The organism is Paractinoplanes rishiriensis (genome assembly GCF_016862375.1).
Lineage (GTDB): Bacteria > Actinomycetota > Actinomycetes > Mycobacteriales > Micromonosporaceae > Actinoplanes > Actinoplanes rishiriensis.
On the sequence record NZ_BOMV01000057.1, the window covers coordinates 256,469 to 271,483 of the forward strand.

Below are 15,015 nucleotides of genomic sequence, written 5' to 3' on the forward strand. Positions count from 1 at the left end.
CCGCCATGTTGACCGACTCTCAGCGCGCGGCCATGGCGGCCCGCCTGCGCCAGGGGCGAGCCGACGCCGGCAGCACCGGGATTCCCCGGCGGCGCGCCGGGCTCACCGAGATCCCGCTGTCGTACGGGCAGGAGCAGCTCTGGTTCCTCGACCAGCTCGCCCCCGGCCTGGCCACCTACAACATCGCCGGCGCCATCCACCTGAACGGCCCGCTCGACGTGGCCGCGCTGCACGGCGCGGTCGGTGAGCTGGCAGCCCGGCACGAGTCGCTGCGCACCCGGTTCGCCGGCCGGGACGGCCGCCCGCACCAGGTGATCGACGAGCCGGCCGAGGTCAAGGTGCCGCTGGCCGACCTGACCGGCGCGCCGGACGCGGAGGACCGCTACCGGGAGCTGGCCCGCGCCGAGGCGGCCCGGCCGTTCTCGCTGGAGCAGGGGCCGCTGCTGCGCACGCTGCTGGTGCGGCTCGCGGCCGACCGGCACGTCCTGGTGGTCACCGTGCACCACACCGTGTTCGACGGCTGGTCGTTCGGCATCCTGGTGCAGGAGCTCAGCGCCGCCTACCAGGGCCGGCTGACCGGCGAGCCGCCGATCCAGTACGCCGACTACGCGGTCTGGGAGCGGGACCGGCTGACCGGCAAGGTGCTCGCGGACCTCCAGGAATACTGGCGGACCACGCTGACCGGCGCGCCGGTGCTGCAACTGCCCACCGACCGGCCGCGGCCGCTGGTGCAGAGCTACGACGGTGCCGCCGAGCAGATCGAGATCCCGGCCGAGGTGCTGGACGGCCTCAAGGCGCTGGGCCGGCGCGAGGGCAGCACGCTGTTCGTCACGCTGATGGCCGCGTTCCAGGTGCTGCTGCACCGGTACAGCGGGCAGGACGACGTGGTGGTCGGCACGGTCAGCGCCAACCGCACCCGGCCCGAGCTGGCCTCGATGATCGGCTACCTGGTCAACACCCTGCCGGTGCGCGGCGACCTGTCCGGCGACCCGGCGTTCGGCGAGTTCCTGCAGCGGGTCCGGAACGCGACGGTCAACGCGTACGCCCATCAGGATCTGCCCTTCGCCGCCATCGTGGACGCGGTCCGCGCGCCGCGGGACGCCAGCCGGCACCCGCTGTTCCAGGTCGGCTTCATGCTGGCCGAGAACCAGCGGCACGACCTGGCCACCGGCGAGGTCGTCTGGACCACCGAGGAACTGGCCGGCACCGCCGCGAAGTTCGACGTGCTGGTCTCGGCGGTCGAGGACGGCGGCCGGCTGGTGGTCGGCGCGTCCTACGCCACCGCGCTGTTCGACCCGGCGACCGTGCGGCGGATGCTCGGCCACTTCCGCGTGCTGCTGGAGGGCATCGTGGCCGCGCCGGACCGCAACCTGTCCCGGTTGCCGGTGCTGACCGGGGCCGAGCTGCGCCGGGAACTGCACGACTGGAACGCCAACCGGGCCGACTGGCCGTCCCGCTGCCTGCACGAGCGGTTCGAGGAGCAGGCGGCGGCGCACCCGGACGCGGTCGCCGTCGAGCTGGACGGCGAGCGGGTCAGCTACGCCGAACTCAACGCGCAGGCCAACCGGATCGCCCGGCGGCTGCGCGAGCTGGGCGTCGGCCCCGAGGTGCTGGTCGGCGTCTGCACGCAGCGGTCGCTGCGCCGGATCGCCGGGCTGCTGGGCATCCTCAAGGCCGGCGGCGGTTACGTGCCGCTGGACCCGCAGTACCCGGCCGACCGGATCGCGTTCATGCTGGAGGACGCGCACCTGCCGGTGGTGCTCACCGACGACGCCAGCGAGCCGTCGCTGCCGACCCGAGGCGCCGAGGTCGTCTCGCTGGACCGGGACTGGGCCGCACTGGCCGGCCTGGACGGCACCGACCTGGGAGCGACCGCCACCCCGGCGAACGCCGCGTACGTCATCTACACCTCGGGTTCGACCGGCCGGCCCAAGGGCGTGGTGATCGAGCACCGGCAGGCGGTCAACTTCTCGCTGGCCGAGATCGAGCACTGGCCGCTCGGCGTCGGCGACCGGGTGCTGCAGTTCGCGTCGCTCAACTTCGACGTGTCCGTGCTCGACATCTTCGGCGCGCTGCTGTCCGGCGCCGCGCTGGTGCTCGGCTCCAGCGAGACGCTGCTGTCGCCGCCCCGGCTGGCCGACCTGATCCGGCGCGAGCGGATCACCTTCATGTGCCTGCCGCCGGCCGTGCTCAACCTGCTGGCCGACGAGGAGTTCCCGGCCCTGCGGGTGGTCATCGCCGGCGGCGAGGCTTTCAATGCGGCACTGGTACGCAAGTGGGCCCGGCCCGGCATGAAGTTCATCAACGGCTACGGGCCGACCGAGACCACGGTCGGCGCCACCATGGCCGAGTGCCACCCGGACTCGCCGCTGGACCCGCCGCCGATCGGCCTGCCGCTGACCAACTACACCGCGTACGTGCTGGACAAGCACCTGCAGCCGGTGCCCGTCGGCGTCCCCGGCGAGCTGCACCTGGGCGGCGCCGGGGTGGCCCGCGGCTACCTCAACCGGCCCGAGCTGACCGCCGCGAAGTTCATCGAGGACCCGTTCGACCGCTCGCCGGACGGCCGGCTCTACAAGACCGGCGACGTGGTGCGGCGGCTGCCGGACGGCAACCTGCAGTACCTCGGCCGCTCGGACGACCAGGTCAAGATCCGTGGCCTGCGGGTGGAGCTCGGCGAGATCGAGTCGGTGCTGGCCGAGCACTCGTCGGTGGTGCAGGCCCTGGTAGTGGTGCGCACCGACAGCGCCGGGCAGCAGCAGCTGGTCGGCTACGTGCGCGGCGACGCCGACCCCACCGACCTGCGGACCCACCTGGCCGCCCGGATGCCGGCCTTCATGGTCCCCACCTACCTGGTGGTCCTGGAGTCGTTCCCGCTGAACGCGAACGGCAAGGTGGACCGTTCGGCGCTGCCGGCCCCGGACGAGACCGGCGACGACAGCGGCTACGTGGCGCCGCGCACGCTGATCGAGACCGTGCTCGCCGACATGTTCGCCACCCTGCTGCGCCGGGACCGGGTCGGCGTCGAGGACAGCTTCTTCGACCTGGGCGGCAACTCGCTGCAGGCCATGCAGCTGATCGCCCAGCTGCGCACCGAGCTGGCCGTCGACTCGGACGTCGCGGCGATCTTCCTGGCCCCCACCCCGGCGCAGCTCACCGAGGTGCTGCGCGACCAGCACGGGCTGTCCGACAGCCGGCTCGACGAGCTCGACCTCGACGAGCCGGATCTGAACCAGCCCGAGCCGGCAGCCACCGAGACCGCACCGGCCGGACCGCCGTCCTCATCGCCCCCGACGGCGGGCCGGCCGGTGCCGATGAACGAGGGGCCGGCGGACCGCCCGTTCTTCCTGATCCACGCGGTCGGCGGAACCGTCTACGGGTACGCGCGGCTGGCCGGCCTGCTGAACGACACCTGCCGCCTGTACGGTCTGGCAGCCGCCGAACCCGGCACCGGGCCGGCCGACCTGGACGAGATGGTCACCCGGTACGTGGCCGCGATCCGGGCGGTCCAGCCGTCCGGTCCGTACCGGCTCGGCGGCTGGTCGATGGGCGGCCTGATCGCCCTGGAGATGGCCCGCCGGCTCGGTCCGGAGGCCTCCTTCGTGGCCCTGCTCGACGCGCCGAGCGAGCCGGCCGACCTGACCGGCCTGTCCGACCAGGAGGCCGCCGCGCAGTTCGTGGCCGACGCCGCCCGCGCCCTCGGGCCGGACGTCCGGCCGCCGGCCGAGGGTGACCAGCTGGACTGGCTGGCCGGGCAGCTCACCCAGGGCTCGGGCGACGTCAGCGCGGCCCGGGCCGAGATCGAGCGGCGGTTCGCGGTGTTCCGCGAGCAGTTGCGGATCATCGCCGGCTACCGGCCCCGCCCGGTGACCGCCCGCACCCTGCTGGTGGTGGCCGAGCAGTCGTACGACTTCACGCCGGACTGGCATCGGGTGCTCGGCCCGGACGTGCCGGTGCGGCGGGTGCCGGGCGACCACTACTCGTTCCTCCAGGTGCCGGGAGTGGACGAGGTGGCGGGCGTGCTGCGCGCGTACCTGGAAACCGGAACTCTGGACTGACCCGGTGGAGGACGCGCAGTGGCAGGCCCTGGCCGCCCGGCTCCGGCCGCGCGGCCGCGGTCCGGCCGAGCCGGGGCCGGTGGTCCCGCTCGGCCGTACCGGGCCGGTCGCCGCGTTCGCGCTGCCGACGATGGGTGGCACGGTGCACGAGTACGCCGCCCTCGCCGGCCGCCTGGACGGGGCCTGCCGGGTCTGGGGTATCGAGGCCGACGGGCCGCTGACCTCCCTGCCGGTAATGGTCGAGCGGGCCGCCGGCCTGGTCCGGAGCACCCAGCCGGAGGGGCCGTACCGGCTGCTCGGCTGGGCCGCCGGCGGGGTGCTGGCGTACGAGACGGCCCGGCTGCTGGAGGCGGACGGCGCCGAGGTGGCGCTGGTCGTGCTGGTCGACGCGCCGAGCCGGACCGGCCGGTGGCGGCCGGACCCGGCCGACGACCTGGCCGCCATGTTCGCCGGCGACGTGCTGCGCGGGCTGGGCCGCCCGGCCGGCACGGTGGCCGGGCTGTCCGCGGCTCAGCAGCTGAGCCTGCTCGCCGATCGGCTGCACCCGGACCGGGCCGGCGACCTGCGGGCGGCGCTGGAACGCTGGTACGCCGTGTTCGTGGCGCACGGTGCCGCGCTCGCCGGATACCGCGCCGAGGGCCTGCTCGGCGCAGCCGCCGTGCTGGTCTCGGCGCACGGCTCGCAGGACTGGGCGCCGTACTGGCGGGCCCGGTTCCGCGGCCCGGTCCGGGAGATCTCCACCACCGCGGGCCACTATGGTTGCCTGCACGCGCCGGCCGTGGGTGCGGTGGCCGCCGCGATCCGGGGGTTCCTGAGATGAGCGGCCAGTCATGAGCGCCCAGTCGGGAAATCGACTCTGTCCGAACCGCCATGACCCGGTATGGGATAGTCACGCACTGATGGACGACCGTGGGGCTTCGGTCATCCACTGTGGAGCGCGTGGTCACGGGCCGGGGGGACGGCGGCCGCGCGGGACAGATCGGAGTGGTCGTTCGAATGGGGTGCGAGCGATCGTGGTGAGGGGTCGCCACGACGCACCGGTCCGGCTCGGCATACTTGGGCAGCTCGAGGCATGGCACGGGGAAAACCCGGTGCCGCTCGGCTCGGTCAAGCAACGGGTCGTGCTCGGTGTCCTGGTGCTGCATGCCAACCGCCCGATCGGGCGGGAGCAGCTCATCGACGCGGTCTGGGGCGACGCCGCGCCCGCGTACGCGGTCAATCTCCTGCAGAAACACGTGTCCGGCCTGCGGCAGGTGCTGGACCCGGTGCACTCGGCCCGGACCCGCTCGCAGGTGCTGTCCTGGACCGACGCCGGATATCTGCTGTCGGTGCCGCCGGACTGCCTCGACCTCGAGGTGTTCGACCAGAACGTGACCCGGGCCCGGGCCGCCCGCGCCGCCGGTGACCTGCCGGCCGCGGCGGCGAGCCTGCACGCCGCCATCGGACTGTGGCGCGGACCGGCCCTGGACGGCCTGACCAGCCCGCTGCTGGACGCCGAGCGGGACCGGCTGGCCGAGCGCCGGGTGCTGGCCCTCGAGGACCGGATCGACATCGACCTCACCCTCGGCAACGACGACGGCCTGGTCGACGAGCTGCGCCGGCTGATCGCCGACCACCCGCTGCGCGAGCGGCTGCGTGGGCTGCTAATGCGGGCGCTGTACCGGGCCGGCCGGCAGGCCGATGCGCTGGCCGTGTTCCGCGAGGCCCGCGAGTATCTGCTGGCCGAACTCGGCATCGAGCCCACCGCCGAGCTGCAGACGCTGCACCGGCGCATCCTCAGCGGTGACGAGGATCCGCCGCCCCCGGCGCCCCGGCCGGTGGTGAAGCCGGTCAAACCGGCCGCCGACCGGCCAGCCCAGCACCGGCCCGCTCAACTGCCGCACGACCTGGCGAACTTCACCGGGCGGACCGCCGAACTCGACCGGCTCGTCGCGCTGGCCGGCGACGAGGGCAGCATGCCGATCGCGGCGATCACCGGCACCGCCGGGGTGGGCAAGACGTCGCTGGCGCTGCACTGGGCGCACCGGGTGGCGCCCAGCTTCCCGGACGGCCAGCTCTACGTGAACCTGCGCGGCTTCGACCCGTACGGCTCCCCGCTGGAACCCACCGAGGCCCTGCGCGGCTTCCTCGAGGCCTTCGGCGTGCCGGCCACCCAGATCCCGGCCGGGCTGCCGGACCGGGCCGCGCACTACCGCAGCCTGCTGGCCGGCAAGCGGGTGCTGGTGGTGCTCGACAACGCCCGGGACACCGAGCAGGTGCGCCCGCTGCTGCCCGGCACGCCCGGCTGCGCCGCCGTGGTGACCAGCCGCAGCCGGCTGTCGGCGCTGGTGGCCGCGGCCGGCGCGGTGCCGGTCACGCTGGACCTGCTGACCGCGGACGACGCCGCCGAACTGCTGGCCCGCCGGTTCGGCGCCGACCGGGCCGCGGCCGAGCCGGCGGCGGTCGCCGACCTGGTCACCACGTGCGCCCGGCTGCCGCTGGCGCTGGCCATCGTGGCGGCCCGCGCGGCCGCGTTCCCACACCACTCGCTGGCCGCGCTGGCCGCCGAGCTGCGGCAGTCCCGCGGCGGGCTGGACGCGTTCCTGGGCGAGACCGAGGACAGCGACGCGCGGGCCGTGCTCTCCTGGTCGTACCACCAGCTCAGCGACGCGGCGGCCCGGCTGTTCCGGCTGCTCGGGCTGCACCCCGGCCCGGAGATCACCTATCCGGCCGCGGCCAGCCTCGCGGGCGTGCCGGTGCGGCAGGTGCGGCGGCTGCTGGCCGACCTGTCCGGCGCGCACCTGCTGGAGGAGTGCGCGCCCGGCCGCTTCACGTTCCACGACCTGCTCCGCGCGTACGCGGCCGAGCAGGCGCACGACGTCGACCCGGAGCCGGAGCGGCAAGCGGCCACCAAGCGGGTGCTCGACCACTACCTGCACACCTCGCACGGCGCCGACCGGCTGCTGTACGCCTACCGGGAGCGGCGCGAGGTCGACCCGAGCGACCCGGCGGCCACCGTGCTGGAGTTCGCCGACCCGGACGCCGCGCTGTCCTGGTTCGTCACCGAGCGCGCGGTGCTGGTGGACGCGATCGGCCGGGCCACCGAGGCCGGCTTCCCGGCGCACGCCACCCGGCTCACCTGGACGATCACCGCGTTCCTCAACTACCAGGGCAAATGGCACGAGTGGGCGATCTGCCTGGCGGCCGCCCTGGACGCCTGCACCCGCACCGGCGACCTGGTCGGCGAGGCGCTGGCGCACCGGCTGCTCAGCGTCGCGCTGCTGCAACTGGGCCGGCACGAGATCGCGGTCGGGCACGCGCAGGAGTCGCTGGCCCGCTACGACCGGCTAGGCGACCGGGCCCACAGCGGCCGGCTGCACCTCGACCTGGGCCGCATCGCGGAGCGCCAGGGCGACCACGCCGCCGCGCTGGACCGCGCGCGTACCGCCCTCGAGCTTTTCCGGGAGGCCGGCGACCCGGCCGGCGAGGCCGACGCGCTGAACTGGGTCGGCCTCTACTCGGCGCACCTCGGCCGGTACCACGACGCGCTGCGGCACTGCCGGGAGTCGCTGCGGCTGCACAGCGAGGTCAGCGACTACCCCGGACAGGCGGACACCTGGGACACCCTGGGCTACGCCAACCACCACCTCGGCGAATACCACGAGGCGACGGCCTGCTACGAGCAGGCGCTCGCGCTGTGGCGGCGCCTCGGCGACCGCTACGAGGTGGCGACCACGTTGCTCCGGCTCGGCGACACCCGGCATGCGTACGGTGACCCCGACGCGGCCTGCGCGCTGTGGCAGGAGGCGAGCCAGATCCTCGACGATCTCGGCCATCCGGAAGCCGAACTGCTCCAGTCCCGGCTTGCCGGTACCAACCCCTTCCCGTCCGATTTGGAAAGGTGACCTTCAATGTCCGAAACGGGTGCGGCGAGCTCACGCCACCGGCGCTCCGCCGTCGTCCTGCTGGGCGGGCTGGCCGCCGGCGCGGTGCTCGGCGCCGCGCTGAGCGCCAACACCGACCAGCCGATCAGCGAGCAGTTCCGGGACGCCTTCACGCCCGGCGTCGCCGAGCCGGCCGCGTACCGGCCCGAGTCGATCGTGATCAGCGACCCGTCGTGACCGGCACCCGGCTGCCGCTGCTGGGCGCGCGTGGCACGGAATCCGCACCGGACCCCCTCCCGGTGGATCCGAGCCTGCGCGCCCGGTGGCCGGTCGTCCTCGTCACGATGCCGTTCATGGACGTCGACTGGCCGTCCATCCAGCTCGGACTGCTCAGCGAGATCGTCCGCCGGCACGGCTATCCGGTCCGGACCCTGCACGCCAACCTGGACTTCGCGGCCCGGATCGGCGCCGGCTACTACCGGCAACTCGGTCTGCGCAAGGCCCGGCTGGTGGCGGAGTGGCTGTTCTCGGTGGCGGCGTTCGGTTTGTCGGCGCCGGACCCGGACAACCGCCTGCTGGACGACTTCGCGGCCGAACTGGCCGACCTGGACGGCGGCCGGGAGCGGCTGCTGCGGGCCCGGCACGAGGACGTGCCGGCCTACCTCGACGCGCTGGCCGCCGACCCGGTCTGGGACGGCTGCCGGGTGGCCGGGTTCACCTCCACCTTCCAGCAGAACGCGGCGTCGTTCGCGCTGGCCCGCCGGCTCAAGCAGCGCTACCCGGAGATCACCACGGTGTTCGGCGGCGCCAACTTCGACGGCGAGATGGGCCCGGAGTGGGCGCGCTCGGTGCCGAGCGTCGACCTGGCCGTGTCCGGGGAGGCCGACGTCGCCTTCCCCCGCCTCCTCGACCGCCTGGTGGCCGGCCTGCCGCCGACGGACGAGCCCGGCGTGTTCGGCCCGGCGGGTGGCCGCCCGCCCGGCCCGCCGACCCGCACGCTCGACGGCCTCCCGGTCCCGGACTACACCGAGTACTTCGACCGGGCCCGGCGCCTCGACCTGCTGCCGCGCACCGGGCCGAGCGCCGTGCGGCTGCCGTTCGAGTCGTCCCGCGGCTGCTGGTGGGGCGAGAAGCACCACTGCACGTTCTGCGGCCTCAACGGCTCCACCATGAAGTTCCGGGCCAAGTCGCCGCAGCGGATGGCCGACGAGTTGGTGGCGCAGGCCCGGCGGTACCGCAGCTTCCGGTTCCACGGCGTCGACAACATCGTCGACATGGGCTACCTGCGCGACCTCTTCCCGGTGCTGGCCGGCGCCGGCGTCACGTACGAGATCTTCTACGAGGTCAAGGCGAACCTGACCCGCGAGCAGGTGCGCACCCTGGCCCAGGGCGGTGTCACCCACATCCAGCCCGGCATCGAGTCGCTGAGCTCCCGGGTGCTGCGCCTGATGAACAAGGGCGCCCGCGCGTCGCAGAACGTCAACCTGCTGCGCTGGGCCAGGTACTACGGCATCGAGGTGGGCTGGAACCTGATCTGGGGCTTCCCCGGCGAGACCGAGGAGGACTACGCGTCGCAGGCCGCGCTGATGCCGCACCTGGCCCACCTGCAACCACCGTCCAGCGCCGGCCGGGTGTGGATCGAACGGTTCAGCCCCCTGTTCGAGCAGTCCCCGGGCAAAATTCCGGAAACCACATACCGGTACGTGTATCCGAAGTCGGTCGATCTGGGCCGGGCGGCCTATTTCTTCGAGTACGACCTGCCCGGCGCGCTGCCGGCCGCGGCGTACGAGGGCCTCTTGAAGGGTTTTGAAAGCTGGTCGACCGCCTGGCCCGGCCCTTCGCTGACCTTCTGGTCGTCGCCCGGCCTGGTGCAGATCTACGACACCCGCCACGACGGCGGCGAGGGGACCTACACGTTCGAGGGCCCCCTGGCCGACCTCTACGCCGCCTGCAGCGACCGCCCGATCACCGCCGCCGCGGCCCGCGACCGGATCGGCGCAACCCTGACCGAGCCGCAGATCCACGAGGCCTTCGCCGAATTCGCCCAGCGCGGCCTCATGCTCCTCGACGACAACCTGGCCCTGGCGCTAGCCCTGCCGGCCGGCTTCCCCCTCTGACCGGCTTCCCCCTCTGACCGGCTTCTTCCCTGAGGTGATCATGGACGACCTGCTGGCCCTGCGCCCGTTCCTCGAGACCGACCTGCCGTTCCTGGCCCGCCTGGACACCGACCCCGATGCCCTGGGGCCGTACGAGTGGGCGGGCTTCACGGACAGCCGGGCCCGCCGCCGGCGCTGGGAGAACGACGGGTACGTGGGCACGCAGTCGACGGCCCTCGCGGTGGTCGGCGCGGACGAAACGGTGCTCGGCATCGCCAGCTGGGAGGCCAAGCCGCGGGGCGGCCCGATCGGCGGTTGCTACGAGATAGGTTTGGCGCTGCTGCCGGAACACCGGGGCCGCGGCTACGGCACGGCCGCGCAGACGATGCTGGTGCAGCACCTGCTGCGGTTCACGGCGGCGCACCGGTTGGAGGCCCAGACCGACGCCGAGAACATCGCGGAGCAGACGGCGCTGGAGCGGATCGGCTTCCGGCGGGAGGGCTTGCTGCGAGGGGTGCGCTTCCGCCACGGCGTCTGGCGCGACATGGTCATCTACGGCTTACTCCGCGACGAGGTGACGGTGCCACTGGAGTGATCCGCGGATCACCGGCGTCGCGATGGTTGCTCTTTTCAGTACGGCTTCGGTCGCGGCGCGTTTGCCCTTCCACGACGAGCGCCTTCCTTCCCGTGCTTGCCTTCCCATTACCGGCAGCCCGCAACGGGCGCCTGCCCTTCCCGCGACGCGCCTACCCTTCCCGCGACGCGCTTGCCCTTTCCGCCATGCGCGCTTGCCCTTCCGCCTGCCTTTCCCGCGACGCGCGCTTGCCCTTCCGCCTCGGCGAGAGCGGCCGTCACCCAAAGAACTAGGTTCCTAGGATGCTTACGCAACGTGTGCCTGGGCCGTTTACGCCAAATCGATTCGTGCCGGGCGCGGATGTTGGCTGCGTCGGCTGCTGGCTGCGGACTGGGACATGGCCGGTGCCTGTTTATGTGTGGCGGCGTGGATTTGTGCGCGGGAACGCCGGCCCGTTTTCTGGACGCCGGCTCGATCGGTGGTGGGGCGGTCAGGGGAGCTGGAGCAGAACCTGGCAGCGGTAGTGCTGCGACGCCGTCATGCTGCCGCGGAACCACAGCAGCGGTGAGAGGTCCGCGGCTCCGGGTGCCACGATCGGGCGGAAGTTGTCCGCTCCGGAGTTTTCGGTGATCGGGGTCCAGGTCCAGGACTTGCCGGCGTCTGTGGTTCGGCCCTGGAAGATCTCGTGGTGGCGCAAGGGGGTGTCGTCGCGTGGGTCGAGCGGCGTTGACACGTACACGATATTGAGGTTGTTGGGGTCTATCGCGGCCAAACCCGTGTAGTCCTGCTCGTGGGGGAGCAGGCCGTGGCCCGCCTTCGCCAGTTGGGTCACCTGCCACGTGCCGCCGGGGGCCAGGTGTGCGTAGAAGAAGCGGTGGTCCAGCACCGGGCGCATGCGCTCGAACGCGTCCGACGGCTGGGCCGGATGGTCGGCACCGCGGGCCGTCACCACCGCGGCCAGGGTGCCGTCGGGGGAGCGGCGGATGTCCGTGGTCCAGCAGTGGGTCATCTCGTCGCCGTCCCAGCGGGAGCCGGCCGCCAGTAGCGTCGTCAGCTCGGCCTGGGAGGGTGCCTCGTCGTCCAGGGCGACCGGGTCGACGACGGTGCCGTCGGTGCGGTGCAGGGCGCCGGATTGCAGGTAGCCGTGGTAGATCGAGTTGTTGTAGTCGCGCGGGTGGTGGTCGGTGGTGATCAGGTCGATGCGGTTGCCGTCCGAGGCGTAGCGGGTGTAGCCGTTCACGTAGCCGACCTTCGGGCGGGTGAAGAGCTTTCCGGCGTACGCCCACGTGTCGCCCTCGTCGTCCGAGACCAGGGCGCACTGGTCGTCGTTCACGGCTCTCGTGAAGCAGTAGAGACGACCGTCAAGAGCATGGAGATTGGCGTACGTGACACCCTGGCCGCCGGTCAGCGGGCTCCAGTCGTACGTCCTCTCCGGTCCCCACGCGCGCGGGTTGCCGGGCTCGCTGATCCGCCAGCGGGTCAGGTCGTCGGTCTTGTGCTTCGTGTAGACGGCGAGCCACCGGCCGTCGCTGCGGCGCCACAGGGCGGGCACGTTGTGGTCGTCCGCCTCCAGGTTGCGGTGCAGCACCACCACCTCGCTGTGGCCGGTGTCCAGGTCGACGACCGTCAGCTCGACGTTGCCGGCCCGGATCGCGCCGCCGGGACCGTCCGCAGCGGCGATCGAGCCGACCACCAGCGTCCTCGTCTCGGGGTCGACCAGCGCCCGCTCGTCCTGGAACCAGCACCACGCGCCGTTGTCGTTGATCACCACAGGGGAGGCCACTTTCGCCATCCTGCCATCCGGCGGCCATGGCAGGAAAGGGCTTTCCTAAGGGGTTTTCGGAGGGTCGACCGTGGGCGGCGTCCAGTTGCGCACCTCGGCGGCCCAGGCGCGCAGGCCGGCCGCGAAGCCCTGGCGGTCGCGCTCGGAGAGCCCGTCGAGCACCCGCAGCAGCGGTGCCGCGCGGCCGGCCACCAGCTGCTCGACGCTGGGCCGGTATGCGTCGGCCAGCCGGACCAGGGTGCGGCGGCGGTTGCCGGGGTCCTCCCGGCGTTCCACGATGCCGGCCCGGCTGAGGTCGCCGACCAGCTCGCTCGCCGTCGACAGCGACACGCCCATGGCCCGGGCCAGGTCGCCGACCCCGGTGTTCTCGTCGGCCACGGCCAGCTGCCCGAGGACCGCGCCGTGCCGGGCGGTCAGCCGGTGCCGGCCGAACGCTTCCCGGAGGTCGGGCGGCATCTCGACGTGCGCCGTACGCTGCGCGAGCACGGGATGGTCGCGTTGCCGGCGTTCTACACACTGGACCTTCCCGAGGCCGTTCCTCAATGATGTTGGGGTGACCACCCGGAGTGACGCGAACACCCGAGAGTCCGCGATCCGCACCTGGCTGCGAGGTGCGCCCAACGCCGTTGCCATCGCCCTCGACCGGTCCAGCGTCCGGGTCCCGCTGCCCGCGGTGGACTGCTTCGACGGGGTGGCGAGCCTGCCGGGCGCCCACGCGACCTTTGTCGACAGCGTGGTGCCGGCCGATCGCATGGTGGTGGTGGAGACCTGGGAGCGCGCGCAGCGCACCGGCATGGCCGAGGACACCGTACGCATGCTGAGCGACCCGGGCCGGGCCATGCGGCTGCGGCTGGTCGACGCCCGGGAGTTCTTCGGCGTCTGGATCGGACTGCTCGCCGACCAGGGTCCGTGGCAGGCCGACGCGACGGCCGAACCGCTCGACCCGGCGATGCTGACGACGCGCCGGCCGCGTACCGGAATGCTCGGAAAGAATCTTTATGCCGTGATCACCGCGGTCGATGAGCGGTTCACCCAGATGCTCGGCTGGAACGCCGCCGAGATGGTCGGCCGCCGGTCGCTGGACTTCATGCACCCCGACGACCACGAGCGGGCCATCGCGCAGTGGCTCGAGGTGCGCAGCAGCCGGGCCACCCAGCGGATCCGCCTGCGGCACCGGCACCGTGACGGCCACTGGGTGTGGGTCGAGGTGGAAAACACGTTCCGCAGCCTCGACGACCCGGACGCCACCGTGGTCGACACCCTGGTCACCGACATCTCCGACGAGATGGCCGCGCACGAGGTGGTACGCCGGCAGGGCCGGCTGCTGCGCCGGGTGGCCGACTCGCTCCCGCTCGGCCTGATCGTGCTGGCCGAGGACCGCGGCACGGTCTTCGTCAACGCCGGGCTGCCGGCCGTGCTCGGCGCGGAAGCGATCCCGGACTTCGACGCGGTGCTGGCCCGGGTGCACCCCGACGACCGGCCGCGCCTGGCCGAGGCGGTGGCAGCAACCCTGGACCGGCGCGCCGACCGCAGCCTGGAGGCCGGCCTGGTGCCCGGCGGCGGCGAGTCCCGGCGCTGCCTGTTCACGCTGGCCGCGCTCACCGACGACGAGGGCGTCCGCGGCGCGGTCCTGTCGATCGCCGACGTCACCGCCAGCAGCCGGCTGCGCGACGAGCTGACCGCCCGGGCCACCCGCGACCCGCTGACCGGCTGCCGCAACCGCGCGTCGATCCGGGCCGAGCTGGAACACGCGCTGGGCTCCGCGGAGGCGGCCGACACCGCGGTGCTGTTCATCGACCTCGACCGGTTCAAGGAGATCAACGACACCCACGGCCACCACGCCGGCGACCAGTTGCTGGTGGCGGTCACCGCGGTGCTGACCGAGGCGCTGCGCCCGGACGACCACCTGGGCCGCTGGGGCGGCGACGAGTTCCTGGTGATCTGCCGCCGGGTGCGCGGCCCCGAGGAGGCGCGCGCGGTGGCCCGCAAGCTGGAGGCCACCCTGGCCGAGCCGATCCGGATCGGCGACACCACGATGTCCACCACCGGCAGCATCGGCGTCGCGATGGCCGCCCCGGGCGTCGCGGCCGACGAGCTGATCGCCCGCGCCGACGCCGCCATGTACGCGGCCAAGCAGGGCGCTACCGCGTAGCGGCTGCGGCCGGTTCCCAGAGCAACAGCTGCCGGTGGTGGCCGAAGCCGTTCCGCAGGTAGAAGCCGACCGCCCGGCGGCCGGAGTGGACGGTGACGTGCAGCAGGCCGCGGGTGCGGGCCTCGGCCAGGATCGCGGCCATCAGCGCGGCCCCGACGCCCCGGTTGCGGTGCTCCGCGCGGACCATCACCGACTGGACGTCGCCGTACCGCCGCTCCAGCGACCCGTTGCCGGGCACCCGCTCCGCGACGAGCAGCCAGGCGCAACCGACCACGCACCCGCCGACCTCGGCGACGAACGGCAGGTGCGTCCCGGCGTGGGCGGCCACCCAGTCGCCGAACGCCCCGACCTGGTCCGGCGGGATGTCCCGCAGTTCGGCGAGCGCGGCCACATCCGCCTCGCCGGCCATCCGCACGATCACCGGGACTCGCTTTCCGAGCTGAAGGGTTTCGGGGTCGGCCGATTCCACCACCGGCTCCCGGGGCAAGC

The 15,015-nt window shown here is 73.3% G+C and carries 10 protein-coding genes; 7 read left to right on the top strand and 3 right to left on the bottom strand.

The annotated features are described in order from the left end of the window. The first annotated feature begins 5 nt into the window (after nucleotides 1-5). The 6 genes from Ari01nite_RS25670 (at nucleotide 6) to Ari01nite_RS25695 (ending at nucleotide 10,612) form a co-directional block, all read left to right on the top strand. Entirely contained in the window at nucleotides 6-4,058 is a 4,053-nt protein-coding gene (locus tag Ari01nite_RS25670) for a non-ribosomal peptide synthetase (RefSeq protein ID WP_203784715.1), read from the top strand. Between the two features lie 4 nt (nucleotides 4,059-4,062). Next, nucleotides 4,063-4,878: a thioesterase domain-containing protein gene (locus tag Ari01nite_RS25675; protein ID WP_203784716.1), complete on the top strand. Its 816-nt coding sequence runs from the start codon at nucleotides 4,063-4,065 to the stop codon at nucleotides 4,876-4,878. 193 nt (nucleotides 4,879-5,071) lie between these two features. After that, the gene (locus Ari01nite_RS25680; protein ID WP_203784717.1) at nucleotides 5,072-7,942 is read left to right on the top strand and encodes an AfsR/SARP family transcriptional regulator; all 2,871 of its coding nucleotides are present in this window, start codon (nucleotides 5,072-5,074) and stop codon (nucleotides 7,940-7,942) included. Between the two features lie 6 nt (nucleotides 7,943-7,948). Then, on the top strand, nucleotides 7,949-8,158 hold the full coding sequence (locus Ari01nite_RS25685) for a hypothetical protein (RefSeq protein ID WP_203784718.1): 210 nt from the start codon (nucleotides 7,949-7,951) through the stop codon (nucleotides 8,156-8,158). Next, entirely contained in the window at nucleotides 8,155-10,038 is a 1,884-nt protein-coding gene (locus Ari01nite_RS25690; RefSeq protein ID WP_239163015.1) for a RiPP maturation radical SAM C-methyltransferase, read from the top strand. The genes Ari01nite_RS25685 and Ari01nite_RS25690 overlap by 4 nt, the downstream gene beginning before the upstream one ends. Before the next feature lie 40 nt (nucleotides 10,039-10,078). Then, entirely contained in the window at nucleotides 10,079-10,612 is a 534-nt protein-coding gene (locus tag Ari01nite_RS25695) for a GNAT family N-acetyltransferase (protein ID WP_203784719.1), read from the top strand. A 469-nt stretch (nucleotides 10,613-11,081) separates the two neighbouring features. Here the strand turns inward: Ari01nite_RS25695 and Ari01nite_RS25700 are convergent, their stop codons facing one another. Both Ari01nite_RS25700 and Ari01nite_RS25705 read right to left on the bottom strand, forming a co-directional pair. Continuing rightward, on the bottom strand, nucleotides 11,082-12,374 hold the full coding sequence (locus Ari01nite_RS25700) for a BNR-4 repeat-containing protein (protein ID WP_203784720.1): 1,293 nt from the start codon (nucleotides 12,372-12,374) through the stop codon (nucleotides 11,082-11,084). Nucleotides 12,375-12,419: 45 nt separating this feature from the next. Continuing rightward, nucleotides 12,420-12,860 (bottom strand): MarR family winged helix-turn-helix transcriptional regulator, encoded by a 441-nt coding sequence (locus tag Ari01nite_RS25705; protein WP_203784721.1) that lies wholly within the window; start codon nucleotides 12,858-12,860, stop codon nucleotides 12,420-12,422. Nucleotides 12,861-12,927: 67 nt separating this feature from the next. Between Ari01nite_RS25705 and Ari01nite_RS25710 the strand changes: the two genes are divergently transcribed. Further along, a complete protein-coding gene (locus tag Ari01nite_RS25710; RefSeq protein ID WP_203784722.1) occupies nucleotides 12,928-14,526 on the top strand; it encodes a diguanylate cyclase domain-containing protein in 1,599 nt (532 codons plus the stop codon). Here Ari01nite_RS25710 and Ari01nite_RS25715 read toward each other — a convergent pair. Further along, the gene (locus Ari01nite_RS25715) at nucleotides 14,516-14,947 is read right to left on the bottom strand and encodes a GNAT family N-acetyltransferase (protein ID WP_239163016.1); all 432 of its coding nucleotides are present in this window, start codon (nucleotides 14,945-14,947) and stop codon (nucleotides 14,516-14,518) included. The two genes, Ari01nite_RS25710 and Ari01nite_RS25715, sit on opposite strands and share 11 nt — an antisense overlap. Nucleotides 14,948-15,015 lie beyond the last annotated feature (68 nt).

Excerpts from the sequence above, each read along its gene's own strand:
- Ari01nite_RS25670 (WP_203784715.1), top strand. The coding sequence starts at position 6 with ATGTTGACCGACTCTCAGCGCGCGGCCATGGCGGCCCGCCTGCGCCAG.
- Ari01nite_RS25685 (WP_203784718.1), top strand. The coding sequence starts at position 7,949 with ATGTCCGAAACGGGTGCGGCGAGCTCACGCCACCGGCGCTCCGCCGTC.
- Ari01nite_RS25695 (WP_203784719.1), top strand. The coding sequence starts at position 10,079 with ATGGACGACCTGCTGGCCCTGCGCCCGTTCCTCGAGACCGACCTGCCG.